Here is a 26818-nt window from a genome sequence, read left to right as displayed (position 1 = left end):
GGCCCCCCCCGCCCCCCCCCCCCCCCCCCCCCCCCGCGGGGGCGCCCCCCCCCCCCCCCCCCCCGCCACTACCTCATCTGGTCGAACACCCCGGCTACCCAGTCGATGAACACCCGCAGCCGCGGCGATGGCGTGCGGTTGCGCGGGTAGACCAGGCTCAACGGGCTCGGTGTCGGCGGCGCGTCCGGCAACAGCTCGACCAGCTGCCCGCGCGCGATGTAGGGGTCCATCCGGTAGCTCGGTGCCTGGATGATGCCGAGACCCGCCAAGGCGGCACCAAGGAATGCGTCCGCGCCGGAAACCCTCACCCGCGCGGGCAGCGGCACATAGCGCACCTGCCCACCCTGCTGGAACTCAAGCGGAATCAGCTGGCCGGTGGCACTGGAGCGGTAGCCGACCATCTGGTGGCCTTGCTCCAGCGATTCGATGGTCTCGGGCACGCCGTGCGCCTGCACATAACCCGATGCGGCCACCGTAACTTCCCGCAGCATGGTCAACCGGCGCGCCGCCAGATCGCTGTCGGCCAGCGTCCCCACCCGCAACGCCGCATCCACGCCTTCGCGCAGCAGGTCGACATAGCGGTCGCCTTCGCTGACCTCCAGTTCGATCTCGGGGTAATGCTGCAGGAAGTCCGGCAGATGCGGAAACAGCAGGTGCCGGCCCAGCGTGCCATGCACTTCAATCCGCAGCGGGCCGCGCGGCGGCACGTCACGGAACGCGGCTTCGGCGTCGTCCATGTCGGCGATCAGGCGCAGGCAACGGCCATAGAAGGCCTCGCCCTCCAGGGTGGGCACCACCAGCCGGGTGGTCCGGTGCAACAGGCGCACGCCCAGCCGATGCTCCAGTGCCTTGATCGCGTCGGTTACCGTGGCCCGCGGCAGGCCCAGGTCCTCGGAGGCACGGGTGAAGCTGCGGCGCTCGACGATACGGACGAAGGTGCGCATGGCCGTGAATCGGTCCATTGTTCGGCTACCCGGATGATGTTGGCGGATTATGCATGATTATCCGACCGGGTAAGATGGCGAAGATGGCGCTGCGCCACTCCGGCGTGTCCTGCTGGAACCGACCATGCCCACCTCCTCCGCCCGCCGCGTCGCCCTGGTCACCGGCGGTTCCCGTGGCATCGGCTCGGCCATTTCCCGGCGGCTCGCCGCCGATGGCCATGACGTGGTGATCAACTATGCCGGCCGCCGCGATGATGCCGAGGCACTGGCCGCCGAACTCAACGCCACCGGCGCACAGGCCATCGCGTTGCAGGCCGATGTCGCCGACCCGCAGGCGGTGCGCCAGCTGTTCGACGCCATCGAGGCGCGCTTCGGCGGTATCGACGTGGTGGTCAACAGTGCCGGCGTGCTGCAGTTGGCACCGCTGGCCGACAGCGATGACGCGTTGTTCGAGCGGGTGATCGGCATCAACCTCAAGGGCGCGTTCAACGTGCTGCGCGAAAGTGCACGACGGGTGCGAGACGGCGGCCGCCTGATCAGCCTGTCCACCAGCGTGGTCGGCATCAGACTGGAGAACTACAGCGTGTACGCGGCCAGCAAGGCGGCGGTGGAAACGATGGCAGCGATCCTCAGCAAGGAGCTGCGTGGGCGCAACATCACCGTGAACACAGTGGCGCCCGGCCCGACCGCCACCGACCTGTTCCTGGAGGGCAAGTCACCCGAGCTGATCGAGCGGTTGGCGAAGATGAACCCCCTGGAACGGCTGGGTATGCCGGAGGACATCGCCGGTGCGGTGGCCTTCCTGGCCGGTGCTGATGGCGGGTGGATCAACGGGCAGGTGCTGCGCGCCAATGGCGGGATGGTGTAAGGACCACCGGACTGGCTATGCTCGGCCAAACGGAGGGGGCACGCGCATGGAAAAGCCGGGCATCTGGTATCGACTCTGGATGATCACGTTTCTGCTGGGAGGCCTGTTGGCGCTGGCGACGCTGGTGCTGTGGTCCTCGCTGCGTGGCGACGTACGCAATCTGGCGATGGCGCTGATCTGGGTGCTGTGGGCACTGGCCACCCTTTGCTTCTTCCTGGGTGGCATCGCCGATGGCTTTACGATCTGGGGCGTCAACATCGCCAAGAAGGTATGGCGTGCTGAAACGCCAGGCCGTTTCTGGCTCTTCCACATCACCACGACGGTGCTGTGCGTCAGCTGCCTGGGCCTGTTGATCGTACCGATGATGATCGCCTGGCAGGGCGTGGCGCAGTAAGGCTGGCTCGGCTGCGCTTCGCGCAGAAGCCAGAAGCAGCCGAGCATGGGCTCGGCTCTACATTATCGTCAGCCCGTCCGCGCCTCGCGGCGTCGGTGCACCCAGTAGTAGAGCGTCGGCAGTACCAGCAGGGTCAGCAGCATTGCCGACAGCAGGCCACCGATCACCACCACCGCCAGCGGCTTCTGGGTCTCGGCGCCGATCGCGTGCGAGGTCGCCATCGGCAGCAGGCCGAACATCGCCAGCAGTGCGGTCATCAGCACCGTGCGCAGGCGCTGCAGCGAGCCCTGCACCACCGACTGCAGCAGGTCCATGCCCTGCTCGCGCAGCTGAGCGAAGCGACTGAGCATCACTACCCCGTTCAGCACCGCTTGTCCGAACAACGCAATGAAGCCGATCGCCGCCGACACTGACAGTGGAATGCCGGTCAACCACAACGCCAGGATGCCGCCGATCATCGCCAGCGGTACGTTGGCCAGGATCAGCGCCGCGCTGCTGATGTCCTTGAAGGCATCGAACAGCAGCACGAAGATGAGCAGCACCGACAGCGGGATGACCCAGCCCAGCCGTTTCATCGCGCGCTGCTGGTTCTCGAACTCGCCGGACCATTCCAGCCGGTAGCCTTCCGGCAGCTGCACGCTGGCATCCACGCGCTTGCGCATGTCGGCCACCACGCTGCCCATGTCACGGCCGGCGATGAAGATGCTGACCGCCTTCACCCGCTGCGCGTTCTCGCGCGAGATGTTGATCGCGCCGCTGGCCATGCGGAAGTCGGCCACGTCGGACAGCGTCACCGTGTGGCCATCGCCGATACCCACTGGCACCGTACGCAGCCGTTGCAGGTCGCGGTCGGCATCGTCCAGGCGCAGCGTGATCGGGAACCTGCGATCGCCCTCCCACAGCTCGCCGACCTGGCGCCCGCCCAGCGCGGTCTCGATCACTTCGTCGATGTCGCGCACGTTCAGGCCATAGCGTGCTGCGCGGTCGCGATCGATATCGATCTGCAGCTGCGGCAGGGAGCCATCGCGGTCGATGAAGGCACTCTCCACGCCCTCCACCCCACGCACCTGGCCCAGGATCGCCTGCGCCTGCCGGTTCAGTACGTCCAGATCCGAGCCACTGACCTTGATCACCACCTGGCCTTTGATCTGCGAAATGCTCTCCAGGATGTTGTCGCGCACGGGCTGCGAGATCGAGAACTCCGGCCCCGGAATGCGTTGCTCCAGCGTGCGCTGCAGGTCGCTCACCAGCTGCCGCTTGTCCACGCCCTTCGGCCATTCCTTCTCCGGCTTCAACGCCACCAGCGCCTCGATCTGGTTGGCGCCCTTGGCATCGGAGCCGTCTTCCGGGCGCCCCAGCTTGGCCACCACCGTCGACACCTGCGGGAAGGTGCCGACCAGCTCACGGATGCGCCGCGACTGCTGCTGCGCTTCGGCCAGGCTGGTGCTGGGGTCGAGTGTGGCGGTCAGCCAGATCGATCCTTCGTCCAGCTCGGGCAGGAACTCCGAGCCCAGGCGAGTGCCCAGTGCCAACGTACCCACCAGCAACGCCACTGCGGTCAGCACCACCGCACGTGGCCGGGCCAGTGCGCGCTCCAGGATCGGCCGGTACCAGTCGGTCAGGCGGTCCATCAGCGGGTTGCCGTCGCGCATGCGGTCGCGCCGCAGCCACCAGTAGCAGAACAGCGGTACTACGGTCAGCGCCAGGATCAACGCACCGATCAGGGCCGAGGTCACCGAGTACGCCATCGGCGCGAACATGCGGCCTTCCTGGCGCTGCAGGGTGAAGATCGGAATGTGCGCGGCGATGATGATCAGCATCGAGAAAAAGGTCGGGCGACCCACTTCCGATGCGGCCGAAAGAATGGTCGAGAAGCGCGTCTTCCGGTCGGCCGTAGGTGGCAGCTTCGACAATCGCGAGACGATGTGCTCGGTGACGATCACTGCGCCATCGATGATGATGCCGAAGTCCATCGCACCCAAGGACAGCAGGTTGGCCGGCACGCCCCACAGGTGCAGGCCAAGGAAGGTCGAGAGCAGCGCCAGCGGCATCATTGCCGCCACGATCAGTGCGGCGCGGGCGTTGTACAGGAACAGCCACAGCACCAGGAACACCAGCACCGCACCTTCCAGCAGGTTGCGGAAGACGGTCTTCAGCGTGGTCGACACCAGCCACGAGCGGTCGTAGAACGGCTCGATGCTGACCCCGGCCGGCAGCTGGTTAGCTTCGATCTCGGCGATACGCGCATGCAGGGCGTCCAGCACGTCGGACGGATTCTCGCCCTTGCGCATCAGCACCATGCCGAACACAGCATCGTCATTGTCGTCCTGGCCGACCAGACCCTGCCGTGGCAGGCCGGTATCGGCGATGCTGGCCAGGTCGCGCACCAGGATCGGCGTACCGCCGCGCTGCGCCACCACCACGTTGCCGATGTCACCCGGCGAACGCATCAGGCCTACACCGCGGATCAGGAACTGCTGCTGCCCGCGTTCCACATAGCCGCCGCCCGCATTCGAGCTGCCCTTTTCCAGCGCCTCGGCGAACTCACCCAGGCTGATGCCACGGTCACGCAGCTTGTCCAGGTCCGGCTTGACCTGGAAGGTGCGCGCGAAGCCGCCGAAACTGATCACATCAGCCACGCCGGGCACGGTGCGCAGGCTGCGTTCCATCGTCCATTCCTGCACGGTGCGCAGTTGGGTCGGTGTCAGGTGCGGGCCTTTCAGCACGTACCGGTAGATCTCGCCCACCGCCGAGCTCATCGCCTCCAGTTCCGGCGTCACGCCTTCCGGCAGCTCCACGCCCTGCAGGCGCTCCAGCACCTGCTGGCGTGCGAAGTAGTCGTCAGCCTTGTCGTCGAAGGTCAGGATGATCATCGACAGGCCGAACTGCGTATGCGAGAACACCCGCACCGAATGCGGGATGCCGGACAGCGCCACTTCCAGTGGCATCGTCACTTCGCGCTCCACCTCTTCGGCGGCGCGGCCCGGGTGCAGCGACACCACCGTTACCTGGGTGTCGGACACATCCGGGAAGGCTTCCACCGGCAGTACGCGGAACGCGGCAATGCCAGCGCCGATGAACAGCAGCAGTGCCAGCATCACCATCAACGGCTGGCGCAGGCAGTAGGCAATCAGGCGATCGATCATGGCGCAGCGTGCCCGCTACCGGTGCTGACGGCTGCCGGCGCGCTGTCGACCAGCTGCTGCAGCAGCAGGCCGCCTTCGACCACCACCCGGCTGCCGGCGGCGAGGCCCTCACGTACCCACAGCCGGCCGTCACCCAGCTCCTCGGCGTGCACGGCGCGACGCACGAAGCGGCCCTTGCCCTCTTCCACGAACACCACCTGCTTGCCGTCGATCAGCAGGACCGCCGCATCGGGCAGCGAGACACCGCCCTCGGCCGGCAATGCCACCTGGGCGCGCACGTACTGTCCCGCCTTGAAGCCGCGTGCGCGATTGTCCAGCTCGGCGCGCGCCTGCACCACGCGGCGTTCGCTATCGACGAAGTCATCCACGTGCTGGAGGGTCGCCTGCAGTGGTTGCCCATCGGCGCCGGGCACGCTCACCTGCATGCCCGCCTTCAAGCGTCCGGCGAGGCTTTCGGGGATGTCCAGCAACAGCCACAGGCGGTCCGGATCGCCGATCACTGCCAACGGCTGATCGCTGTCGGGGCTGACCGACATGCCCGGGCTCATCCGCCGCTCCACCAGCACGCCATCGATGGGCGCGCGCAGCGGCAGGCGCTGGTCGACGCGCTGGCCGTTGCCATAGGCCTTGGCGAAGGCGGCCGCGCGTGCATGATCAGCCTGACTGCCAGCGAAGTTTGCCTCGGCCTCGTCCAGTTCACGACCCGACGCCACTCCCGCCGCATGCAGTTCGCGGGTACGGTCCAGTTCCTTGCGTGCCTGCTGCAGCTCGGCGCGACCACGGGCACCTTCAGCCTGAGCCTGGCCGAACTCGGGCGAGGTGATCCAGGCGATGACCTGGCCGGCTTTCACCTTCTGCCCCGGCTGTGCCTCGATGCGCGCTACCTGCCCCGACAGCGGCGTGTGAAGTGCGCTGGAGCGCGTCTCATCCCAGACCACCCGGCCCGGCAGCTGCAGGCTGGCGCTGGCGCCGGCACTCACTGTCTCGCTGCGCAGCACGTCCAGCTGGCGGCTGTCGGAAGAAAACTGAATCTGGCCGGCACTGACCCGAGGTGCGTCCTCAAGATAGGAAGCTGGCTCACGACCACAGCCGCCCAGCAGGATCAGCGCCAGCAAGACGGGCAGCACGGCGTATCGCGCCTGCGGGCGATAGGCAACGGTGGACTTCATCGGGATTCTCCTTCGGCAACGGATGTGGCGGCTTCCCAGCGCGCCAGTGCAATGGCATGGTCGGTGCGCGCCTCGATCAGTGCGGCCTCGAAGTCGCGCCAGCTGCGGCGCGCATCCAGCAGATCGGTCAGATTGGCGGCACCGCGCCGGTACGCCAGTTCGATGCCCTGCACCGCCTTGCGTGCGGCGTCGGACTGCAGTCCCTCATAGTCGCTGCGGCGCTGTGCGGCGGACTGCGCGCTGGCCTGCAGCTGGTCCAGCTCGGCGCGTGCTTCGCGCTGCAGCACCTGCAGCTCCAGCGCGGCGCTGTCACGGTCGGCCTCGGCACGCTGGATCGCGCCGCGCGCCCGCGACGGCCCACCCAGCGGAATGGTCAATGACACACCCCAGGTGACACCGCTGATGTCGGTCGGCTCTCGTTCGGCCTCCACGCCCAGCTGGATATCGCGATGGCGCTCGCTGCGCGCCAGGGCCACGCCGGCATCGGCGGCCGCCAGGCGCGAGCGTGCAGCGCGAAGATCCACGCGCTGCTGCGCGTCGGAGACACGCACGCTGGGCACGCTGCTGGCAGCCGGCCACGGATCATCGGCGCTGAGGTCCTGGCTGTCGTCGCGTCCAAGCAGCAGGCCCAGCGCATGCCGCGCGTCACGCAGATCCAATGCTGCCTCGCGCGCCGCATCCGCCACAGCCAGGTCGTCCACCGCCAGGCGCGCGCGATCCACCGGCGCCATCGCCCCTGTCGCGACCAGCTTGTCGGCAGCCGCCATCTGCTCGACCGAACTCTGCCGGTTGGCGTCGGCAATCTGGGCCCGCTCCTGCGCGCCCTTCAGGCCGAAATAGGCTTCATGCAGTGCCACCTGTTGTCGGCGACGGGTATCGAGCATCTCCAGCCCTGCGACTTCCAGCAGCGCGTCGGCCTGGCGGATGCGCAACGCACGCTTGCCACCACGTTCCCAGGTCCAGCCCAGGCCCACGGTGCTGTCCACGCGCTTGTCCTGCCAGCGCCCCGGGCCGATGCCATGCTTGGGGCTGATCTTGCTGGTACCGAGCGACAGCTCGGTGGCCGGGCGCAATGCCGCCGTCTGCGCATCGCCCTGCACACCGCGCAGCTCCAGTGCCGCCGCACGCAGGTCAGGGTTGTGTGCGTCCATTGCGCGCTGCGCGTCCTGCAGGGACAGCGCCGAAGCCACAGGCGCGCACAGAAGAGTGGCCAGCACGGCCGCAAGACGAGAGGAGAAATTCATGTGCGTCAAGGTAAGGTGATGCACTTGCGCCAAACTTGCCCCAACCTTGCACGAAGCTTGCAATGCGAATCCTGCTGATCGAAGACGATGCCGCCCTGGCCGATGGACTGATCCGCGCCCTGCAAGGTGCCGGCCATCTGTGCGACCACCTCTCGCGCGGACTGCACGCACCTGCGGCGCTGGCCAGTGCACCCTATGACGTGATGGTGCTGGACCTTTCCTTGCCGGACGTGGATGGCCTCGACCTGCTCTCGCGCCTGCGCAACGATGGCGCCACATTGCCGGTGCTGATTCTCACTGCGCGCGATGGCGTGGAGGATCGCATCCTTGGCCTCGACCGTGGCGGCGATGACTATCTGGCAAAACCATTCGCGCTGGGCGAGCTGGAAGCGCGCCTGCGTGCGTTGTCGCGCCGCCGCAGTGACGCACCGGCTCAGAAGCGATTGGGCCGGCTGTGCTTCGACAGCATCCGCAACGAAGTGCAGGTGGACGGCCAGCGTATCGAGCTGACCGCGCGCGAGCTGTCGCTGGTCGAAGCGTTGATGCAGCACCCCGGCCGCACCGTGACCAAGCAGCGCCTGTTCGATGCGCTTTACAGCTGGGACCACGAGGCCAACCTGTCGGTGATCGAGGTGCACGTCAGCCGCCTGCGCCGCAAGCTGGAGCAGGCCCGCGCCGGCGTCGGCATCCGCATGTTGCGTGGCCTCGGCTACCGGCTGGAGGCCGTGGGTGACTGAGCGCGTGCACAGCCTGCGTGGCCTGCTGCTGCGGCGCCTGTGGCTGCCGCTGCTGGTGCTGCTGCTGTGCAGTGCGGTGGGTTCATTCGCGTTGGCGCGCTTCTATGCCGGCCAGGTCTACGACCGCTGGCTGCTGGATTCGGCGATGTCGTTGTCCGAGCTGGTGACGGTGCAGGACGGCCGCGCATCCATCGAGATCACCCCGGCGGTATCACGCATGTTCACCTGGGACACCGCCGACGAAGTGCATGGCGAGGTGGTCGATGCGGATGGCGGGCGCCTGTATGGCGACCTGCCCGAGGCATTGCCGCGTCCGGCGAGCGCCGCCGCGAATGACGATGCGGTCTACTACGATGCGCGCCTGCGTGGTCAACCGGTGCGCATGGTCGAAGTGGTGGTCAGCGCCGGACCGGGCCATGGCATCCGGCTGCGCGTGGCCGAGACGCTGCGCAAGCGCCACCGGCTGGAACGCAAGCTGCTGCTGACCAGCGTTCCGTTCCAGGCCGCGATCCTGGCACTGGCGGCGTGGCTGGCCTGGTCCGGCACCGGCGCCGCCGCAGGCCACGCCAACCTGGTCGCGCGGAAGCTGGCCAGCCCGCGGCCGGATCCATTGGCACCGCTGGATCCGGCGCAGGAGGCACCGCGCGAACTGTGGCCGGCGGTTGAGGCGTACAACGCCCTGCTGCAGCGCCTGGACGCGATGCAGGATGCGCAGCGGCGCTTCGTCAGCAACGCCGCACATCAACTGCGCACCCCGTTGGCGGCCATGCAGGTGGAGCTGGAGAGCTCATTGCGCCAGCATGATCCGCAGGGCCAGCAGCTGGCGTTGTCCGGCACGCTGGCCGGGTTGGCCCGCTTGCAGCATCTGGTCAACCAGCTGCTGATGCTCAGCCGCTCCGAAGATCCACATGGCAGCGCACTGCCGCTGCAGCCAGTGGACCTGGCCGCGTTGGCGCGTAGCGTGGTGGAGCGCTACGCCGACCGTGCGTTGGCGGCGGGCGTGGACCTGGGTTACGACGGGCCCGACGACGGCGTGCAGGTACAGGGCGACCCGCAGCTGCTGCGCGAGGCGTTGGGCAACCTGCTGGACAACGCGCTGCGCTACGGTGCCGTGCCAGGCGTGATCACCCTGGGACTACAGCAGGATGCCGAGGGCGTGCAGGTGTGGGTGGACGATGACGGCTCCGGCATTGCCGAAGCCGAGCGCACGCGCGTCACGGAACGCTTCTACCGGGCCAGCACAGAAGGCGAAGGCTGCGGACTGGGACTGGCGATCGTGGCCGAGATCGCGCAGCGGCATGATGCGGCGCTGGTGATCGATACTGCCCCGATCGGTGGCGCGCGGGTGGGGATGCGGTTTCGATCCCGCTGACGTCCTGCGTGCCAACCAAGGTTGGCACCTACCAAGGGCACCTCGGCCGGCGGATCCCGGTAGACGCCCACCTTGGTGGGCGCTGTTGATGTTCCGCATGCCAACCAAGGTTGGCACCTACCAAAGGCGCCTCAGCCGGCGGGCCCCGGTAGATGCCAACCTTGGTTGGCGCCGTTGATGCTCCTCGTGCCAACCAAGGTTGGCACTTACCAAAGGCACCCCTCCGGCGGATCCCGGTAGACGCCCACCTTGGTGGGCGCTGTTGACGTCCCGCATGCCAACCAAGGTTGGCACCTGCCAAAGGCACCCCAGCCGGCGGATTCCGGTAGACGCCCACCTTGGTGGGCGCCGTTGACCTCCCGCGTGCCAACCGAGGTTGGCACCTACCAAAGGCGCCTCGGCCGGCGGATTCCGGTAGATGCCAACCTTGGTTGGCGCCGTTGATGTTCTGCATGCCAACCAAGGTTGGCACCTACCAAAAGCACCCCAACCGGCGGATCCCGGTAGATGCCAACCTTGGTTGGCGCTGTTGATGTTCCGCATGCCAACCAAGGTTGGCACCTACCAAAAGCACCCCAGCCGGCGGATCCCGGTAGATGCCAACCTTGGTGGGCGCTGTTGACGTCCCGCGTGCCAACCAAGGTTGGCACCTACCAAAGGCGCCTCGGCCGGCGGATTCCGGTAGATGCCAACCTTGGTTGGCGCCGTTGATGCTCCGCGTGCCAACCAAGGTTGGCACCTACCAAAGGCACCTCGGCCGGCGGATCCCGGTAGATGCCAACCTTGGTTGGCGCCGTTGATGTTCTGCATGCCAACCAAGGTTGGCACCTACCAAAAGCACCCCTCCGGCGGATCCCGGTAGATGCCAACCTTGGTTGGCGCCGTTGATGTTCTGCATGCCAACCAAGGTTGGCACCTGCCAAAAGCACCCCAGCCGGCGGATTCCGGTAGACGCCCACCTTGGTGGGCGCCGTTGACCTCCCGCGTGCCAACCGAGGTTGGCACCTACCAAAAGCACCCCAGCCGGCGGATCCCGGTAGATGCCCACCTTGGTAGGCGCTGTTGACCTCCCGCGTGCCAACCAAGGTTGGCACCTACCAAAAGCACCCCAGCCGGCGGACCCCGGTAGATGCCAACCTTGGTTGGCACCTACCCATCATCATCGGCTCATCGAATACGGCGCCTGCGCGCCCTGCCCCGGCCAGTCCCTGTTCGGCTCGGCCTGCATGCTGAAGCGCAGTTCGCCACCGGCCAGGATCTCGTCATGGCGCAGGAAGGTGCGCTGTAGCGGCTTGCCGTTGAGGCTCACGCTGCCCACATAGGTGTGCCTGTCATCCAGCCCATCGGCCACGATGGTGAAGGTCTTGCCGTTCGGCAGGCGCATCGCGGTCTTCGGCAGGAACGGGCGGCCGAGGATGTACTCACCCGAGCCGGGGGCCACCGGGTAGAAGCCCAGCGCGGTGAACACGTACCACGCCGACATCTGGCCGACGTCATCGTTGCCGGCCAGGCCATCGGGGCGGTCGGCGTACTGGGTGTCCATGATCTGCTTCAGGCGCGCCTGCGTGCGCCACGGCTGGCCGGCGTACGAATACAGGTAGGCGACGTGGTGGCTGGGCTCGTTGCCGTGCGCATACCAGCCGATCAGCCCGGTGATGTCTTCCATGTGCTCGAAGATGGACGGGTCGACCTTGGCGTTGAACACCTCGTCCAGGCGCGCGAGCAGCTTGTCACTGCCACCGTGCGCTGCCGCCAGACCGGCCACATCCTGCGGCACGTACCAGGAGTACTGCCAGGCATTGCCCTCGGTGTAGTCGGTGCCGTATCCACTGGCGCTGGGGTCGAATGGCGTGCGGAAGCTGCCATCGCGCTTGCGCGCTCGCATGAAGCCGGTGTCCTTGTCGAAGGCGTTGCGCCAGTTGCCGGCACGCGTGTCGAAGGTGGCCGCGACATCGGTCTTGCCCATCGCCTGCGCCATGCGTGCGATGGTCCAGTCATCGAAGGCATATTCCAGCGTCTTGCTGGCCGCTTCGCCCTCCTCGTCGATCGGTACGTAGCCCAGCTCACGGTACTGCGCGATGCCGTCGTAGGGACCGTAGTTGGCGGTCTCGACCATTGCCTTCAGTGCCTTGTCGGCGTCGAAGCCGCGGATGCCCTTCACGTAGGCATCGGCGATCACCGGCACGGCGTGGTAGCCGATCATGCACCAGTCTTCCAGGCCATGGAACGACCACACCGGCAGCATGCCGTAGGGGCTGTGCTCATGGTGGGCCAGCATGGAATTGACGAAGTCGCTGTTGCGCTTCTCCGGCTGCACCAGCGTCAGCAACGGGTGCAGCGCACGGTAGGTATCCCACAGCGAGAAGGTGGAGTAGTTGGTATAGCCCTTGGCCTGGTGCACGGCATTGTCCGAGCTGCGGTACTGGCCATCGGCATCCATGAACAACGTCGGCCCCAGCATCGTGTGGTACAGCGCGGTATAGGCGCTGCGTCGCGCATGTTCCGGCGCATCGATATCGAGCACCGACAGCGCCTGCATCCATTCCTGCTTTGCCTGCGCGCGAACGCGGTCAAAATCGAAGTCCGCCACTTCCGCGTCGAGGTTGGCGATGGCACCGGCTTCACTGACCGGCGAGATCGCCACCTTCACCACCAGTGGTGCGTCCAGCTTGCCGAACGCGAAGGTGCCGACCAACTGGCGGCCTTCGATCTGCGCCCGCTGCGCTGGATCCTTCTCGCCCGGCGGCGGGAAGCCCTTGTAGACGATGTCCTGCTCGGTGTTGTGCAGCTCATGCCCGGCCAGCGGCCGCGAGAAACGCATCGCGAAATACAGCTGGCGGCCCGGCGCCCAGCCACGGGTTTCGCGGAAGCCGGTCACCGTGCCGTCGGCGCGCACCCGTACCCGCGACCACAGCACCTTGCCCGGGTAGTCGTACATGCTGGTGCGCATGTCCAGCAGCACCTTGGCATCGGCGCCCTTGGGGAAGGCATAGCGGTGCACACCCACGCGCGCACTGGTGGTCAGTTCGGCGCGCACCTTGTAGTCATCCAGGGTGACCGCGTAGTAGCCCGGCTCAGCCTTCTCGTCGTCGTGGCGGAAGCGCGACGCGTAACCGCTGCGCGGCTTTTCCGGATCACCGCGCTCCAGGCCGGGATTACCGGTGAACGGCATCAGCAGGATGTCGCCGAGGTCCGAATGACCGGTTCCGGAAAAATGCGTGTGCGAGAAGCCGACGATGCTGCTGTCGTCGTAGCGGTAGCCGGCTGCCCAGCCATAGGCCTTTTCGCGTGGCTGGATGCGTGTGTCCGGGCTGAGCTGGACCATGCCGAACGGCACCGTGGCGCCGGGGTAGGTGTGCCCCTCGCCACCGGTGCCGATGAAGGGATCGACCGCGGCATAGGCGCGTTCTGCGGCGGACTTCGGCGGCGCCGCCAGGGCCGCACCGGAGGCGAGCATGGCGGTGGCGGCGACAGCGATCAGGAGACGACGGTCCAACGTGGGCATCGGCATTTGGATCGATTCAAGGTGTTGACCGGATGCTAGCACCGGGACTCAGGCGCCGCATGTTGCGGCGCAGCTGAATGAATCCAAAGGCGACAAGAGTGGTCTGATTTCCAATGCAACTAATTGCATGGTTCGGCGCCATGGCGCTCACCAGACTGTCGTCATGCCCAAATGCGGCGCGAAAAGGCGTCCCGCGACAACCCCGGTCGCGACGTGACCGCCATCGCACTTCGCGCCACCTGGGCCGGAAATGGTATCGCAATCACTTTCCCTTCACGCGATGGCGGCGTTTCATTCACGCCGACGAAGTGAATGCGGTCCCTTTCCTGAAGTTCGATTTCCACAGGAGTCCCGTCATGAAGATCGCAGTTCGTCGTTCCCTTGCGCTGGCCATCGCCGCCGGCATCGCCCTCGCCTCTACTGTGCAGGCCGGCACCCTCGGGCCGGGTCAGTCGGCTACCGTCAATCCCGGCGATGCCCCAGAGTCCTGGTCGCTCAACGGCGCACAGCTGACCGGCAATCCAGGGGCACGCCTCTTGGGCATCAATGCAGGAGCCGCATCCAGCGTCACGGCTGACAGCGTGTCCATTGATGGCCGGATCAACCTGATGGACAGCTCACTCTCGCTGAGCAGCAGCACCGTCCAGAACACCGCTGGCCGCGCCCTGAGTTTGGTCACCGCCGGTGGCGCTCCCGGCAGCTCGGTTGCAGTCATCGAACGTAGCACACTGGTGGGTGCCGGTATCGGTGGAAGTGCCACACAGGGCGCCGATCTGACGCTGGACGCAAGCCGACTCGAAGGCGTTTTCAACTCCAACGGCGCTTTTGACCGCGGCATTGGATTCCTGTTGGCCGACCCGGCCCACCTGCTTGCCCGGAACGGAAGCACCATCATTGGTGATGATTCGGGCATCAATGCAAACTTTCAACTGGCCGCACCGGGTGATAGAGCCAATGTTGAAATAGATGCTTCGCGTGTTGAGGGCCGCAGCGGTGCAGGCATCCATGTTGTGCGCCTTGGTAGCAGGCCTTCCGTCCTGGCGACCTTCAATTTCCGCAACGGCAGCGAACTGATCGGCGGCAGCGGCTCCGCACTTCTGGTTGAGGATGCAGGCGCAGAGGTCGATCTGAACCTAGATGCCTCGCGCGCGACCGGCGGCATTGTCAACGCAGCCGGTGGCACGGTGAACGTCGCCCTCTCCAACGGCGCCGTACTGAACGGCGCGATGACCAACGTCGCCAGCGCCACGCTGGATTCCGCCACCTGGAACATGACCGGCAATTCCACGGTCGGCGCCCTCAACCTCGGCAACGGCACCGTCTCCCTCGGCGACGGCTCTGCCTTCCACACCCTCAACGTGGCCGGCAACTTCACCGGCAATGGCGGCACCCTCGCCTTCAACACCGTGCTGGCCGGCGATGATGCGGCCACCGACAGGTTGATCATCGGCGGCGACACCAGCGGCACGGCCAACGTGCGCGTCAACAACGTGGGCGGTGCCGGTGCGCAGACCAACCAGGGCATCCAGTTGATCCAGGTCGGCGGTGCCTCCAATGGCCAGTTCAATCTCGCCGGCCGCGCGGTGGGGGGGCAGTACGAGTACTTCCTGCACAAGGGCACCGGGGCCGACGGCAACTGGTACCTGCGTTCGCAGCTGCCGACCGTGCCGGACCCGTGCGTGGTCGATCCCAGCCTGTCGCAATGCCGACCGGTCGATCCCGTGGATCCGGGTGAGCCGGTGCTGCGCCCCGAGCCCGGCGCCTACCTGGCCAACCTCCAGGCCGCGCAGAGCATGTTCCGCCTGGGCTACCACGACCGCCACGCCGGCCAGAACTCCGGCCGTGCCTGGGCCCGGGTGGACGGTTCGCGCAACGGCTTCGATGCGGTCAGCAAGCAGCTGGATATCCGAGGCAACAGCCAGGCGCTGACCGTCGGTGCCGATCTGTGGCGTCACGAATCGGGCAGCAGTGCGGGTGTGATGTTGTCGACCGGCAACGCCACCAGCACCTCCACCAATGAACTGACCGGCTACTACGCCCGCGGCAAGGTGAAGGGCGAGGCGCTGGGCGTCTACGGTACCTGGCGCGGTGGCAACGGCGCCGATCCGTATGCGGGCTTCTACGTGGATGGCTCGCTGCAGCGCGCGCAGTTCCGTAACCGCGTAGAGGGTATCGGCCTGGCTGCCGAGCGCTACGACAGCCGCGCCTGGCAGGGTGCTGTTGAAACCGGCTACGCGTTCCGCGTAGGCGGTGCCAGCAACGGCGGCATCTATCTGGAGCCGCAGCTGCAGGTGGGCTACAGCCGCTGGGACAGCAACCGCCACACCGAAGCCAACGGCACGGTGGTGGGTGCCGAGAACGCCAACGGCCTGTTCGGCCGTGCGGGCCTGCGCCTGTCCGGCGTGACCCGCTGGGGCAACGGGACGGCCGAAGTGCAGCCGTATCTGGCCGCCAACTGGTTGCATACCCGCGCCGAATCGCAGATCCGCATGGATGACGAGCTGGTGGATGCGCGCATCCCGCGCAGCCGTGGCGAGTTCAGCGGTGGTGCGTCGGTGAAGTTCAGCAACGGCATCGGCGCCTGGGGCGGCCTGTCGCTGCAGCGGGCCAGCGGCTATCACCAGACCAGTGCGCAGGTGGGTGTCGGTTACAGCTGGTAACAAGACGTCTTCGGCCCGCAGCCAGTTCGATCGAGGGCTGACAACAGGGCGAGATGTGTGGCCGTTGAACAGGAGTTCTCGGCCGCTGCATGGAAGGCGCGACAGGGATGGTCGCGCCTGACATGTTTTTGTTGGAATCTGATGTGGTGAATGATGTGATCTTTCGATCCTGCCGGTTTGGCAGAGACAATCAATGGGCGTTCGCACCGTGATGTGTGCAGGATGGCGCCGCAGCGGACACACCGCTGCCGGGATTGGAACCCCCGAAAAGAAGGACAGAGATAGCTCGCCGTAACTACGGCGGGCGCTGCGTGTGGCCGTCAGGCCCTCCGGTTTTCTCTGTTCCTTCCGGGAGTTCCAAGCACGCATCGCCCGCCACCCTCGCGGTGGCCATCACACCCAGGGAGTTTTCGCATGATCCACGAACATCCGCTCAGCCAGGCCATGGAGTCGCTGCTCCATCGCATCGAACAGGCCTTCAACAGCGCCGAGGGCATGGCCATCCTCATCGGCGAGCAGTATGGCCCCGAGCCGAAGCCGCCCGCGCCGATGGGCTACAACCCGAAGCAGATTGCCACGGCGATGATCATGCTGAGCCAGCACGGGCGGTGCCTGCTGCAGGCGCTGCGTGAGGAGGCGGAGAAGGTGACGCTTCACTGAGCCGGATGGGGTGAGCCGGCACTTGCCCGACGCTTTGGGCCGCCCTACCCTGCGCCCAGACCAGGGAGAACCCGCATGGCCCGCCGCGCTGCACGATGGATCGCGATTGCAGGACTGATCGCCACCGCCTCTGCTGTCCATGCCGATCCGCCCCCTCCGCTACCCGCCGTTGCCCGCACCGCGCAGGACGACTACACCATCCTGCGCCTGCTGGTGACCGACGATCAGGGCCGCCTGCTGCTGGAACACAACCGCAGTGGCTGGATGACGCCTGCCGTGCGCGCCAACCGCAAGCAAAGCGTGCACGAAGCACTGCGGCAGCTGGCAACGGAGCTTGGCCTGCAGGTGTCACCGTTCACGCTGGGGGCCCTCTACAGCTATCGTTTCAACGAGGACCCGCCCGACCCGATGCACGACGCGGTGCCGTTCCGCCAGCACTATCGCGCCACGCTACGCAGTGGGCAGCCACCGGCCACGACGGCGGACAAACAGTACCGCTGGGTGAGCCGCGACGAAGCTGCTGCCTTGATTGGAATGCAGGCATTGCGCATGGAAACCCTGCAGGTGCTCGACCACCCCGAAACGCTGTGGGGTGGCGCCTTCGAGTTGTCGTTCAAGGGCAATGAGGCCACCGGCACCGAACTGATCGAGCCGTTCTACCCGTTGCGCTAGAAGCACGCGTAGCTGCACTCAATCCGGCAGTGCCGCCTGCAGGGTTGCCAGGTCGGCACTGTCCAATGGCCGCACCACCCGTGCCACCTCGCTACCGTCATGCAGCAGCACCGCGGTCGGCCATAGCTTCACCTTGAACGCACGGCCCAGCGGCTTGCCCTTGCCATCCTCGATTTTCCAATGCACCAGATCGTTGGCATCGACGAAGGCCTGCAACGCCGCCTGTGCAGCCTGGCAGTGACCACACCAGGGAGCGCCAAACTCCAGCAGTTGCCAGCCCGGCTGCGCTTCCACATCCGCATGGGTCGGCTCTGCCGAGAGGTGATCACGCATGAACGGCATGAGCGCTACGCCGCCAGTGCCTTCTGGATGTCTTCCAGCGGCGCGTTGGTCAGGTCCTTGGCAATATCCCCGAGCAATCGCGCCTGGACCTCTTTATGCAGCAGCGGACGGATGCGACCCAGCGTGGTCGGGTCGGCGATCAGCACCAGGTGCGCATAGCGGTTCTTCAAGGCATCCTCGTTGAGCTGTTCGGCCACCTGCTTGGCGAACGTCGCCTCGTTGAGCTGCGAGACCGACATGTCCTTCGGCACTGCACCCGCAGGCCCCTGCCCGGACACGCCCTGCTCACTGATGTCCTGCAGGCGCAGCTCGCCCTCCTGCTTCAGGGTCAACTGATGGTTGCTGCCCACGTTGGTGAACACCCGTGCCGAACCACCGTCGGCTACCACGATCAGCGTTCCTTCGGGAATCGTCCGCGCCATTGCATCCTCCATCAACTTGAAAAGTGGGTGTGCGCTCCACCTTATGCACGCCTATGTCACCAGAGCGCGTACAGGATGTGATTCCGTCATCGCAATCTGAAATCCGCCCTAAATTTGCCCGGAGGCCTGCCGCTATGGCCTCCATCATCGCGAGGAACCTCTGTGTACGCTGGCTCACTGTTCCACGTCTGCTTCGCCACCAGCCTGGCCATTGCCGGCTGCGCCGGTTGCATCCACCAGTTCCTGCAGGGCCAACCGTTCTTCGCCCTGGCCATCATGCTCTCGGTACTCACGATGATCGGCGCCGCATTGGTCACGCGGAAACTGGCACTGCCGGGCGCCCTGGCGATGGCCTGCACGGTGTTCGGTTTGATGGCGAAGTCGGCCTGAGCCTTCTGAACAGGCGAGATGGAACACAGCGTGCAGATCAGCCTGCTTCGCTGCATGCTCACGCCGATGCCGTTATGATGAACGGATGATCGACACGACCCACTACGTGACGGGCGCACCTGTTACGTGGGAAGCACTGCCGACCGGCGCTTCGCTTGCCACGATTGCTCCCGCCCTGCATTTCCATCGCCTCGCGCTGGATCCCGGCGGATGACGCCCGCAGGCCCACGGCCTGCCATCCCCACACGCTGATGTGACACGCGGCTGCCAACTGCGCGGCCGTTGTGATCCCGTTGCCGCGTTTCCGCCCTTGCGGCGGTGTTTTGCCGTGCGCGTGGCGTTGCGCCTGCACACATTCCCCGGCCCCCACGCCGCCTTCCGATGCCCCTGCGCCACTTGCGCCCGCATCGCCGTTTCCGATTTCCGGGACACACCACAGCACCCATTCCCCTATTCCATACCTACAAGGGAGCCCCTATGCAGGACACGCCCGATTCCCATGCCCACTTCGGCTGGTTCAAACGCCGCCGCCACCTGAAGGTCGATGAGATCACCGTCGTCGACAAGCCCATGCTCAAGCGCGCCGTGGGTGCCGCTGCACTCGGCAATGCCATGGAGTGGTTCGACTTCGGTGTCTACGGCTATCTGGCCGTCACCATCGGCCAGGTGTTCTTCCCGTCGAGCAATCCCACCGCGCAGGTGATCGCGGCCTTCGCCACCTTCACCGTGGCATTCCTGGTGCGCCCGCTGGGTGGCCTGGTGTTCGGCCCGCTCGGCGACCGCTATGGGCGCCAGAAGGTGCTGGCGTTCACCATGATCCTGATGGCGCTGGGTACCTTTGCGATCGGCCTGATTCCTTCCTACGAGCGGATCGGCATCTGGGCACCGGTGCTGTTGCTGCTGGCGCGTGTGGTGCAGGGCTTTTCCACCGGCGGCGAGTATGGCGGTGCGGCCACCTTCATCGCCGAGTATTCCACCGACCGCAACCGCGGCCTGATGGGCAGCTGGCTGGAGTTCGGTACGCTGGGCGGATACATCGCCGGCGCCGGTACCGTGACCGCGCTGCACATGCTGTTGAGCAGCGAACAGATGCTGGACTGGGGCTGGCGCATTCCATTCCTGGTGGCCGGCCCGCTGGGCCTGCTCGGCCTGTACATGCGAATGAAGCTGGAAGAGACCCCGGCATTCCGCGCCTTCGCCGAGGAAGCCGAGAAGCGCGAGCACGACCGGCCCGGGCTTGGCGCGCTGTTCCAGGTGCACGGCCGCCAGCTGCTGGTGTGCATGGGCCTGGTGCTGGTGTTCAACGTCACCGACTACATGCTGTTGACCTACATGCCCAGCTACCTCAGCGTCACCATGGGCTACGCCGAGAGCAAGGGCCTGCTGCTGATCATCATCGTGATGCTGGTGATGATGCCGTTGAACATTGTCGGCGGGTTGTTCAGTGACAAGCTGGGCCGCCGCCCGATGATCATCGGCGCCTGCATCGCGCTGCTGGTACTGGCGATTCCGTGCCTGCTGCTGGTCGGCAGCGGCAACGACTGGATGATCTTCCTTGGCCTGATGCTGCTGGGCCTGGCGCTGGTGTGCTTCACCAGCTCGATGCCGTCCACGCTGCCGGCCCTGTTCTATACCCCGGTGCGCTACAGCGCGCTGTCGATCGCCTTCAACGTCTCGGTATCGCTGTTCGGTGGCACCACGCCGCTGGTTACTGCATGGCTGGTGGAACGTACCGGCGACCCGCTGGTGCCGGCCTACTACCTGATGGGCGCGGCAGTGGTCGGCCTGGTCACCATGCTGTTCGTGAAGGAAACCGCCGGCCTGCCGTTGCGTGGTTCACCGCCGGCCGTCGGCAGCGACAGGGAAGCGGCTGCGCTGCTGAAGAGCGATGCGCCGGTGACGGTGGACCCGAGCCTGCCGCCGTTGCCGGACGTTGCAGAGCCCGAGCAGGTCAAACCGGCCTGAGGCTCGCCGCGAAATGCCATCCACGCATCACGCACGGCGTAGATCTACATGGGGCCAGTGGCGCCGGGCGGATACGCCCGGCGCTACCTGGCGCTATTTCTTGATGCGGGTCAGCTTCCCCGGCGTCCAACGCAGCGTCCAGGTGTAGTTTCCGTCCGGCGGACAGACGTGGCGGTTCGGGCTCTTCCATTCGCAGACCGTCGCCCCGGCACTGACGGTGAAATCGACAATGATGCGATCACCCTGGATGCGGATCGCGCGGATGGCGCCTGGAATCTGTTCAACCGCGTCGTCACCATAGCCATACTGGCGGATGGCGGCATAGTCCTCTGCTTCCACCGGCGACAGGCTGTTCGGGTTCTCCTCGCCGCGCGGATCGTTTGCCGTCAGCGCCGTCATCACCGCCACCACATTGCGTTGCGCGAAGCTGCCGCCGGTGTAGGTGGACGTATAGAAGTACACGACCTCGGCACGGCCATCGCCATCGAGGTCGGCAACAGCGGTCCACACCGGACGGAAATCGGATTCAATGTCGTCGCCGGGAATCAGCCGCAGGTTGGCTTCGGCGGCGAGGTAGGCCTGTACCAGGCTGGGCGGCGGCACCACCCGCTTGGACGCGGCAGGTGCGGCCGTCGCCGTCAGGCTGGACAGTGCCAGCGCAGCAAGCACCAGCCAGATCGAAGTGGAGCGGAACGTCGCAGGTCCGTGCATGTCGTCCTCCATGAGTGTGCGGTCAGTCTAACCGCAGCTCCGGTGGCGCCCAGTCGTACACGGCGCGGTTTCGCGCGATGCGTGAAAGACATCCACACATGGCGTGGATCTACTGCGGGGTGTCCAACTCCATCGCACGCATCACGATCGGTTTGGCCCAGTCCGGCGTATGCAGCAGTTCGGCCACCGAGACCGGGTACTGCAGCTGGCCATGCGCCATCGCCAGCACCGGTAGCGGCTCGACGCAGCCTTCTGCGTCGGCCGGCGCGCTGTTGTCGTAGACATGCAGCTCAGCCAGGTGCGGCAGCAGGTCCAACAGGTTCTCGCGCGCCGAATCGAAGCGGGCGTGGATCTTTTCCACCGGAATATCGTGGCCACCGGCCTCTACCCGCGCCGCCACGCGGGCGATGTGCAGCTCGACCGTGGCCAGGCCACAGAACCAGATCGCGACGTGATGGTGCTCGCAGGCCTCGCGAAGCAGGCGTGGAATGGTGTTGCCACCCAACGTGGTCTCGAAGGCGAAGTCCGTGCCATCGGCCATGGCCTGGCGCAGGCGGCGGGTGCCTTCCTGCCAGGCCTCGGCATTGGCTTCGGGCAGCGGCCAGCCAGCCTCGACCAGGCGGCGGGTGAACGAATCGGGGTTGAACCAGCTCAGTCCTTCGGCTTCCAGCCAGGTACCCAGCAGCGAGCTTTTGCCGGCGCCATTGACGCCGGCCAGCACCAGGATCCGCCCCATCGTTCAGAGCGGACGGCCGAGGGTGACCTTGCGGCCACGGCGGATCGGCTGGCCCAGCACCTTGCCCAGCCCCTCACCGCGCTGCAGGCTGGCCAGGGTCTGGTCGAACTCACCGCGCAGGCGCAGCAGTTCTTCACTGCGCTCACCGGCGTCACCGCCAGCGGCCTTGGCCAGCAGCTCCTGATACGTGCGGATATCCACGATCACCGCTTCGGGATGATTATGGTTGGTGATGACCAGCGCCTGCTTCTCGCGCACGGTGCGCATCAGGCTCGGCCAGCCCCGGGTCTTCACCGACGAGGCCGGGGCCTTCTCAAGGCCTGGCAGATCCAGCGGCAGGGTCATGGCACGGCTCCAGACAGAAGTGGACTATGGCCACTATACCCAATTTGGCCAAATTGGGGATAAATGGACCTTTACCTGACGGAACCTTCCGCCGCCGCGCCCGGCGCATCGGTCTGCAGCAGGCTGTCGCGCTCCCGCAACGGGAAGCGGATCCAGGCATCCAGGCCTTGTGGGCCAAAGCGCAGCTCCCCGCTGCCAGCCAGCTCGTACGGCACGCGCTGCTCGATCAGCGCCCGGCCCAGGCCGCGCTGGCGTGGCAGCTCCCAGTCCTCCACCTCGGCATGACGCTCGCACCAGTGCAGGCCCAGCCATGGCTGGCCGGCATGAACCTGCAGATCCCAGGTGACCTCGATCCGGCCATCCTCATGGGTGAGCGCGCCATGCCTCAGCGCGTTGGTCGCTAATTCGTGAATCGCCAGGGACAGTACTTCGGCTGCTTTCGGCGGCAGCAGCACGTCCTCGCCCTGCAGGCGGTAGGCGGCCGCTGCAGGCGTCTGCGCAGCGATCTCCTCGTCGAGCATGCCACGCAGGCAGACGCCGGCATTGGCACCACGGGTCAGCAGGCTCTGCGTGCGTGCCAGCGACATCAGTCGCCCGCACAACCGTTCAGCGTATTCATCCACACTGCTGACCGACTCGCGGGTCCGCCAGGCAATGGCATGGATGGTCGACATGATGTTGCGCACCCGGTGCTGCAGTTCGGCCAGCAATACCGATTGACGCTCAGTCGCACGCTTGAGGTCGTCGATGTCCACCGCGATGGCAAATACCCCGCTGACCTCACCGTCGCCATCGCGCAGGGGCGCGGCAGCGACCCGGGTCCAGCGCGCGCGGCCATCATCATGCAGGTACTGGAACTCCAGCCCCGGCACCACGGTCTCGCCGCGCATCGCGCGGGCGATGGCGAAGTCGTCCGGTGCAATGGGGGTGCCATCGGGATGGCAGCCGTGCCAGCGATGCTGGTTGTCGGCGTCTCTGGAAGGCACCTTGCCGGTGGGCAGATAGGCGCGCATCTGATCGTTGGATAGCAGCATGCGGCCCTGCAGATCAACAATGCACAGGCCGACCGGCAGCATCCTGAAGGCCAGCTCCAGGCGCCGCTCGCTCTCGCGCCGCCGTAGTTCCTCGCGCTCGCGCGCGGCCAGCGCCAGATGCGCGGCGGTGGTTTCGAACATGGTCACCAGCACGCCGTTGATCCGCCCTTCCTCGCCGCGGATCGGGCTGTAGGTGATCGTGAACCAGATGTCTTCCAGCCGGCCGCGCCGGACCAGCGGGTACAGCTTGTCTTCGAAGGTGAGCGTCTCGCCCTGCCAGACCCGGGTATAGAGCGGACCGTTGATGTGCCAGACCTCGGGCCAGCACTCGCGGGTCGGCTGGCCGAGCCCGCCGGGATGCTTGTCGGCCAGGATCTCGGCATAACCATCGTTGTAGAGCTGCACCAGCTGCTCGCCCCACAGCACGATCATCGGGAAGCCATGGGCCAGCATCAGGTCGACGGTGGCGCGCAGGTGGGGCGGCCACTGCTCACACGCACCCAATGGCGTGGACGACCAGTCGTGGCGGGCGATACGCGCGGCCATGCCATCGTGGCGCGCATGCAGGCGCGACGCAGGCGGCATCGAGCCACGCAGCTTGGCGGCGTGGATGCCTTCAGGACGGCGCGACATGCCGCGCAATCAGGCGATGCCCGCAGAGACCTGCGGCGCCGCCACCAGCCCGGCCAGCTGCTGCACCAGGGTTTCGATGTGATAAGGCTTGGTACAGCGCGGCGCGCTGGCGAAGCGGCTGGGCAGGTTGTCGTCGTAACCGGAGGTCAGCAGAAAGGGCGTACCGGCCTCGGCCAGCCGATCGGCCAGCGGATAGACCTGCTCACCGCCCAGGTTGATGTCCAGCAATGCCACATCGATGGGATGGGTATCGACCAGCTGCCCCAGCGCCTGCAGGTCACCAGCCGGCCCCACCACCTGTGCGCCTTTCAGCTCCAGATAGTCGACCAGGAACATCGCGATGGCGAATTCATCCTCCGCCACCAGTACACGCAGCCCTTTCAGGCCCTCTGGTTTGTTGCCCGCTTCCAGCACGACCGGCGCTCCTCGATACACGCGGCCCAGCTCTGCCGCAACGCCCGCAGGATGCGCGAACCGGGCTACAAGAGCGCGTGATGATGGATGAAGATCGTGGCCACGGCCCGTTCACCGCGGCATTGCAGCGGCGTGTTCAGAAGGCCCGCTCCCACTTCAGGCTGAGCAGGCTGCGGTCGTGGCTGTACAGCCAGCCAACGTTGCTGTCGATGCGCGCGTAGCGCAGGCTCAGGCTGGGTACCAGCCCGGCCACGGCAAGGCGCTCGCTGCGCACGATGGCGATCAGGTTCTGTTCGCTGTCCTCACGCCGCGCCTCCAGCAGCGGACTCCACGCGTCGTAGTCGCGCTCGCGCAACGAGACGAATACGGTGGCGGTGGTGCCCGTCCACTGGCGCGCCGCACCCAGCCGCACGCCGCGCTGGCGATAGCCGTTGGCTGGGTTGGCAGCGCTGCTGTCACTCAGGTCCAGCCCGGCAAAGAGGGTCCAGCGCGGGTTGAGCGCACGGAACCAGGTGGCATACACCGCGGCCAGCTCACCGTCGTAATTGCTGGCCAGGCCACGCTGGCGATAGCGCTGGCGCTTCCAGTCGGCCTCCAGCTTGAGCAGGCTGCGCGCGTCCAGCGCATATTGCCATTCGCCATGCAGCCCGCTGCCGCCCTGCAGGGCCCGGTTGCCGAGGCCCTGATAGTCATAGCTGGGGGCGATCTGCAGGGTATGCCGTGCGCTACGCCAGCTGTAACCCGCCTGCACGTTGGCATTGAGCTCGTTGTAGGCGCTGTGCCCACGCCATGCCTGGCCGAATGCGAGGCCACGCACGTACACGCCATGGTGGCCCTTCAAGGCCCAGCGACGTTCGAGGTTACCGTCGTAGTCCAGGCCCATGGCGCGCTGGGCATCGGGAAGATTGCGCTGGATGATGCAGGTGTCGCCTACCCCGAACAGGCAGGTGCGGCTGGCCGAACTGCGGTTGATGTTGTCGCTCCATGCCGGGCCGGCGGACAGCGCGCCTTTCCAGCGCTGGCGCGCCTGCAGCGCAGCCAGATAGGCGTCCACCCGTCCGCGTACACCTGCGGTGGCGCGGTCATCGGCACTGATGCCATCCGCGATCGCCGTGAACAACGCCACCGCATCGCGATCGCGCTGGTCTTCGGCGTAGACGCGCGCAAGTTCAAGGCGGGCCGGCAGGAAATCCGGCTGTGCCTCCAGCAGCGCCTCGTACTCGTTGGCCGCGCGATGGTGATTGCCGGCCACCCGCGCCAGGCCGCCCTGCGCATAGTGGCGCAGCAACGGGTCGTGGCCAGGCAGTTCGATGTATTCATCCAGGAAGCGTTGCGCGGCGCCCCATTGCTGATGCTGCAGCGACAGGTACAGCGCCTGGCCCAGATCATCGACCGTGCGCTCCACGCGCAGGGTCTGGCCGTCGATGGTGATGGTCGGTCGCTCCGACTCGGCCTGCTGCAGGCGCTGCTGGTCCTGCTGCTGGTGGCGCAGGTCGGTGCCCTGTTCGAGCACGCGGCGAAGATCGTCCTGCTGGGCGCGCACGTCGGCGGCCGCCAGCAGCAGTACGACAAGGAAGATGGGATGGCGCATGGTCGATCCGTGGTGGTGCATGCAGCGGGCCGAAGCAGGGACTGGCGGATCGCGGCTTGTCCCTGCCCTGCCCCGTCAGGGGCGTGGCAATCAGTTCTTGCTGCCGCCGAAGGCGGTGTCGTACTGGCTGTTGCCGCTGAAGGTGGCGATACCGGCCAGGGCGGCCGCGTTGGCGCCGAAGAACTGCCCCTGGGTGGTGCCGGCAACGCTGCCGTTGGCGGTGGCCGAACCCGCGAACGATGCGTCGGCACTGTTGATGTTGGCAACGATGGCCAGGTTCAGGCCGTTGCCCGACAGCGCACCATCCAGGGTGCCGGCGCCGAAGTCGGCGTCGAAGGTGCCGCTCAGCAGGTTGCTGCCGTTGAACTTGTTCAGGCCAGCAACGGTGTAGGACGCCACGCCAGCAGGAAGCGTGGTGCCGGCGCGGTCACCAACGAAGTAGACCTGGCGGTTGTTGAAGCCACCGGCGGCGCCATCCTTGGACCATTCACCGAACCAGACATCGCCACTGGCGACCTTGACGAAGTTGAAGTGGCCCATGCCGGCGTGGCTGCCCGGTGCGCCGGTGATCGGCATGGCCAGGGTACGTACCGTCACGCCATTGACGGTGGTCGGTGCCGAGTAGGCGCTCAGACCCTGGAAGTCCACCGGCTTGGCCTGGGACACGGTACCGACACCGATACCGGCCTTGCCAGCGCGGTGCGGGCCGCCATTGACCTGCGATTCGCCAACCGCCACATACAGCTCGGCATCGGTCTTGGCACTGGCGGCACCGACGATATCGGCAGCATGCGCGGCACCGACCAGAGCCAGCGAGGCAGCAACGGCGAGAACCGAACGGGAGATCATTTTCATGGTATTGCT

Annotated in this window: 24 protein-coding genes; 10 read left to right on the top strand and 14 right to left on the bottom strand. The window is 66.4% G+C overall.

Features of this window, described 5'->3' with window-relative positions:
- Positions 1-68: 68 nt before the first annotated feature.
- On the bottom strand, positions 69-962 hold the full coding sequence (locus V3B64_RS00950; RefSeq protein WP_329913380.1) for a LysR family transcriptional regulator: 894 nt from the start codon (positions 960-962) through the stop codon (positions 69-71).
- A 106-nt stretch (positions 963-1068) separates the two neighbouring features.
- Between V3B64_RS00950 and V3B64_RS00945 the strand changes: the two genes are divergently transcribed.
- On the top strand, positions 1069-1812 hold the full coding sequence (locus V3B64_RS00945) for an SDR family oxidoreductase (RefSeq protein ID WP_329913379.1): 744 nt from the start codon (positions 1069-1071) through the stop codon (positions 1810-1812).
- A gap of 79 nt (positions 1813-1891) precedes the next feature.
- Positions 1892-2206 (top strand): hypothetical protein, encoded by a 315-nt coding sequence (locus V3B64_RS00940; RefSeq protein ID WP_032129447.1) that lies wholly within the window; start codon positions 1892-1894, stop codon positions 2204-2206.
- A 68-nt stretch (positions 2207-2274) separates the two neighbouring features.
- On the opposite strand, the gene V3B64_RS00935 is transcribed toward V3B64_RS00940, so the two are convergent.
- Genes V3B64_RS00935 through V3B64_RS00925 form a run of 3 tightly spaced genes read right to left on the bottom strand, consistent with a single transcriptional unit; the run spans position 2275 to position 7765 of the window.
- Positions 2275-5352: a CusA/CzcA family heavy metal efflux RND transporter gene (locus tag V3B64_RS00935; RefSeq protein WP_329913378.1), complete on the bottom strand. Its 3078-nt coding sequence runs from the start codon at positions 5350-5352 to the stop codon at positions 2275-2277.
- Positions 5349-6521 carry an efflux RND transporter periplasmic adaptor subunit gene (locus V3B64_RS00930; RefSeq protein WP_121503418.1) on the bottom strand — a complete coding sequence of 391 codons (1173 nt, stop codon included), beginning with the start codon at positions 6519-6521 and terminating at the stop codon, positions 5349-5351. Before V3B64_RS00930 ends, V3B64_RS00935 begins: the two co-directional genes overlap by 4 nt.
- Positions 6518-7765 carry a TolC family protein gene (locus V3B64_RS00925; protein WP_329913377.1) on the bottom strand — a complete coding sequence of 416 codons (1248 nt, stop codon included), beginning with the start codon at positions 7763-7765 and terminating at the stop codon, positions 6518-6520. Before V3B64_RS00925 ends, V3B64_RS00930 begins: the two co-directional genes overlap by 4 nt.
- A 62-nt stretch (positions 7766-7827) precedes the next feature.
- Between V3B64_RS00925 and V3B64_RS00920 the strand changes: the two genes are divergently transcribed.
- Both V3B64_RS00920 and V3B64_RS00915 read left to right on the top strand, forming a co-directional pair.
- Positions 7828-8502, top strand: a complete 675-nt coding sequence (locus V3B64_RS00920; RefSeq protein WP_006370279.1) for a response regulator — start codon at positions 7828-7830, stop codon at positions 8500-8502.
- Positions 8495-9874, top strand: a complete 1380-nt coding sequence (locus V3B64_RS00915; protein WP_329913376.1) for a sensor histidine kinase — start codon at positions 8495-8497, stop codon at positions 9872-9874. The genes V3B64_RS00920 and V3B64_RS00915 overlap by 8 nt, the downstream gene beginning before the upstream one ends.
- 1159 nt (positions 9875-11033) lie before the next feature.
- On the opposite strand, the gene V3B64_RS00910 is transcribed toward V3B64_RS00915, so the two are convergent.
- A complete protein-coding gene (locus V3B64_RS00910; protein ID WP_329913375.1) occupies positions 11034-13385 on the bottom strand; it encodes a GH92 family glycosyl hydrolase in 2352 nt (783 codons plus the stop codon).
- A 350-nt stretch (positions 13386-13735) separates the two neighbouring features.
- Here V3B64_RS00910 and V3B64_RS00905 point away from each other — a divergent pair, with 350 nt between their 5' ends.
- From V3B64_RS00905 to V3B64_RS00895, 3 genes are all read left to right on the top strand, one after another.
- Complete coding sequence (locus V3B64_RS00905) at positions 13736-16039, top strand: autotransporter outer membrane beta-barrel domain-containing protein (protein WP_329913374.1); 2304 nt, start codon at positions 13736-13738, stop codon at positions 16037-16039.
- 414 nt (positions 16040-16453) lie between these two features.
- The gene (locus V3B64_RS00900; protein WP_121503423.1) at positions 16454-16699 is read left to right on the top strand and encodes a hypothetical protein; all 246 of its coding nucleotides are present in this window, start codon (positions 16454-16456) and stop codon (positions 16697-16699) included.
- Between the two features lie 75 nt (positions 16700-16774).
- Positions 16775-17371, top strand: a complete 597-nt coding sequence (locus V3B64_RS00895) for an NUDIX hydrolase (RefSeq protein WP_329913373.1) — start codon at positions 16775-16777, stop codon at positions 17369-17371.
- Positions 17372-17389: 18 nt separating this feature from the next.
- Here V3B64_RS00895 and V3B64_RS00890 read toward each other — a convergent pair whose 3' ends face one another.
- Together V3B64_RS00890 and V3B64_RS00885 are read right to left on the bottom strand one after the other, a co-directional pair.
- Positions 17390-17713: a thioredoxin family protein gene (locus V3B64_RS00890; protein ID WP_121503425.1), complete on the bottom strand. Its 324-nt coding sequence runs from the start codon at positions 17711-17713 to the stop codon at positions 17390-17392.
- A gap of 5 nt (positions 17714-17718) precedes the next feature.
- Positions 17719-18135, bottom strand: coding sequence for a host attachment family protein (locus V3B64_RS00885; protein ID WP_019337746.1), 417 nt, complete (start codon positions 18133-18135; stop codon positions 17719-17721).
- 162 nt (positions 18136-18297) lie between these two features.
- On the opposite strand from V3B64_RS00885, the gene V3B64_RS00880 reads away from it, so the two are divergent.
- The 3 genes from V3B64_RS00880 (at position 18298) to proP (ending at position 20490) form a co-directional block, all read left to right on the top strand.
- The gene (locus V3B64_RS00880; protein ID WP_121503426.1) at positions 18298-18525 is read left to right on the top strand and encodes a hypothetical protein; all 228 of its coding nucleotides are present in this window, start codon (positions 18298-18300) and stop codon (positions 18523-18525) included.
- Between the two features lie 85 nt (positions 18526-18610).
- On the top strand, positions 18611-18739 hold the full coding sequence (locus V3B64_RS00875; protein ID WP_256200907.1) for a hypothetical protein: 129 nt from the start codon (positions 18611-18613) through the stop codon (positions 18737-18739).
- A gap of 263 nt (positions 18740-19002) precedes the next feature.
- A complete protein-coding gene (gene proP / locus V3B64_RS00870; protein ID WP_329913372.1) occupies positions 19003-20490 on the top strand; it encodes a glycine betaine/L-proline transporter ProP in 1488 nt (495 codons plus the stop codon).
- 93 nt (positions 20491-20583) lie between these two features.
- On the opposite strand, the gene V3B64_RS00865 is transcribed toward proP, so the two are convergent.
- The 7 genes from V3B64_RS00865 to V3B64_RS00835 all read right to left on the bottom strand — a co-directional run bounded on the left by V3B64_RS00865 (position 20584) and on the right by V3B64_RS00835 (position 26809).
- Positions 20584-21201 carry a hypothetical protein gene (locus tag V3B64_RS00865; protein WP_329913371.1) on the bottom strand — a complete coding sequence of 206 codons (618 nt, stop codon included), beginning with the start codon at positions 21199-21201 and terminating at the stop codon, positions 20584-20586.
- Positions 21202-21310: 109 nt separating this feature from the next.
- Positions 21311-21937, bottom strand: a complete 627-nt coding sequence (locus V3B64_RS00860) for an AAA family ATPase (protein ID WP_329809982.1) — start codon at positions 21935-21937, stop codon at positions 21311-21313.
- 3 nt (positions 21938-21940) lie between these two features.
- Positions 21941-22282: a type II toxin-antitoxin system prevent-host-death family antitoxin gene (locus V3B64_RS00855; protein WP_005413623.1), complete on the bottom strand. Its 342-nt coding sequence runs from the start codon at positions 22280-22282 to the stop codon at positions 21941-21943.
- Positions 22283-22353: 71 nt separating this feature from the next.
- A complete protein-coding gene (locus tag V3B64_RS00850) occupies positions 22354-23949 on the bottom strand; it encodes a PAS domain-containing protein (RefSeq protein WP_121503428.1) in 1596 nt (531 codons plus the stop codon).
- A 9-nt stretch (positions 23950-23958) separates the two neighbouring features.
- The gene (locus V3B64_RS00845) at positions 23959-24363 is read right to left on the bottom strand and encodes a response regulator (RefSeq protein WP_019337750.1); all 405 of its coding nucleotides are present in this window, start codon (positions 24361-24363) and stop codon (positions 23959-23961) included.
- A gap of 136 nt (positions 24364-24499) precedes the next feature.
- Positions 24500-25954: a surface lipoprotein assembly modifier gene (locus V3B64_RS00840; protein WP_329913370.1), complete on the bottom strand. Its 1455-nt coding sequence runs from the start codon at positions 25952-25954 to the stop codon at positions 24500-24502.
- Between the two features lie 90 nt (positions 25955-26044).
- Positions 26045-26809 (bottom strand): Slam-dependent surface lipoprotein, encoded by a 765-nt coding sequence (locus V3B64_RS00835; RefSeq protein ID WP_329913369.1) that lies wholly within the window; start codon positions 26807-26809, stop codon positions 26045-26047.
- Positions 26810-26818: the final 9 nt, after the last annotated feature.

Source organism: Stenotrophomonas sp. SMYL86 (assembly GCF_036320025.1).
Lineage (GTDB): Bacteria > Pseudomonadota > Gammaproteobacteria > Xanthomonadales > Xanthomonadaceae > Stenotrophomonas > Stenotrophomonas maltophilia_A.
Note: the sequence above shows the minus strand (reverse complement) of the source record. Positions and strands in the feature narration are given on the sequence as shown.

What these genes read in the sequence shown, in the direction of transcription:
- V3B64_RS00950 (WP_329913380.1), bottom strand. Translation starts at nt 962, where the DNA reads ATGGACCGATTCACGGCCATGCGCACCTTCGTCCGTATCGTCGAGCGC.
- V3B64_RS00945 (WP_329913379.1), top strand. Translation starts at nt 1,069, where the DNA reads ATGCCCACCTCCTCCGCCCGCCGCGTCGCCCTGGTCACCGGCGGTTCC.
- V3B64_RS00940 (WP_032129447.1), top strand. Translation starts at nt 1,892, where the DNA reads ATGATCACGTTTCTGCTGGGAGGCCTGTTGGCGCTGGCGACGCTGGTG.
- V3B64_RS00935 (WP_329913378.1), bottom strand. Translation starts at nt 5,352, where the DNA reads ATGATCGATCGCCTGATTGCCTACTGCCTGCGCCAGCCGTTGATGGTG.
- V3B64_RS00930 (WP_121503418.1), bottom strand. Translation starts at nt 6,521, where the DNA reads ATGAAGTCCACCGTTGCCTATCGCCCGCAGGCGCGATACGCCGTGCTG.
- V3B64_RS00925 (WP_329913377.1), bottom strand. Translation starts at nt 7,765, where the DNA reads ATGAATTTCTCCTCTCGTCTTGCGGCCGTGCTGGCCACTCTTCTGTGC.
- V3B64_RS00920 (WP_006370279.1), top strand. Translation starts at nt 7,828, where the DNA reads ATGCGAATCCTGCTGATCGAAGACGATGCCGCCCTGGCCGATGGACTG.
- V3B64_RS00910 (WP_329913375.1), bottom strand. Translation starts at nt 13,385, where the DNA reads ATGCCGATGCCCACGTTGGACCGTCGTCTCCTGATCGCTGTCGCCGCC.
- V3B64_RS00905 (WP_329913374.1), top strand. Translation starts at nt 13,736, where the DNA reads ATGAAGATCGCAGTTCGTCGTTCCCTTGCGCTGGCCATCGCCGCCGGC.
- V3B64_RS00900 (WP_121503423.1), top strand. Translation starts at nt 16,454, where the DNA reads ATGATCCACGAACATCCGCTCAGCCAGGCCATGGAGTCGCTGCTCCAT.
- V3B64_RS00895 (WP_329913373.1), top strand. Translation starts at nt 16,775, where the DNA reads ATGGCCCGCCGCGCTGCACGATGGATCGCGATTGCAGGACTGATCGCC.
- V3B64_RS00890 (WP_121503425.1), bottom strand. Translation starts at nt 17,713, where the DNA reads ATGCCGTTCATGCGTGATCACCTCTCGGCAGAGCCGACCCATGCGGAT.
- V3B64_RS00885 (WP_019337746.1), bottom strand. Translation starts at nt 18,135, where the DNA reads ATGGCGCGGACGATTCCCGAAGGAACGCTGATCGTGGTAGCCGACGGT.
- V3B64_RS00875 (WP_256200907.1), top strand. Translation starts at nt 18,611, where the DNA reads ATGATCGACACGACCCACTACGTGACGGGCGCACCTGTTACGTGGGAA.
- proP (WP_329913372.1), top strand. Translation starts at nt 19,003, where the DNA reads ATGCAGGACACGCCCGATTCCCATGCCCACTTCGGCTGGTTCAAACGC.
- V3B64_RS00865 (WP_329913371.1), bottom strand. Translation starts at nt 21,201, where the DNA reads ATGCACGGACCTGCGACGTTCCGCTCCACTTCGATCTGGCTGGTGCTT.
- V3B64_RS00860 (WP_329809982.1), bottom strand. Translation starts at nt 21,937, where the DNA reads ATGGGGCGGATCCTGGTGCTGGCCGGCGTCAATGGCGCCGGCAAAAGC.
- V3B64_RS00855 (WP_005413623.1), bottom strand. Translation starts at nt 22,282, where the DNA reads ATGACCCTGCCGCTGGATCTGCCAGGCCTTGAGAAGGCCCCGGCCTCG.
- V3B64_RS00850 (WP_121503428.1), bottom strand. Translation starts at nt 23,949, where the DNA reads ATGTCGCGCCGTCCTGAAGGCATCCACGCCGCCAAGCTGCGTGGCTCG.
- V3B64_RS00840 (WP_329913370.1), bottom strand. Translation starts at nt 25,954, where the DNA reads ATGCGCCATCCCATCTTCCTTGTCGTACTGCTGCTGGCGGCCGCCGAC.
- V3B64_RS00835 (WP_329913369.1), bottom strand. Translation starts at nt 26,809, where the DNA reads ATGAAAATGATCTCCCGTTCGGTTCTCGCCGTTGCTGCCTCGCTGGCT.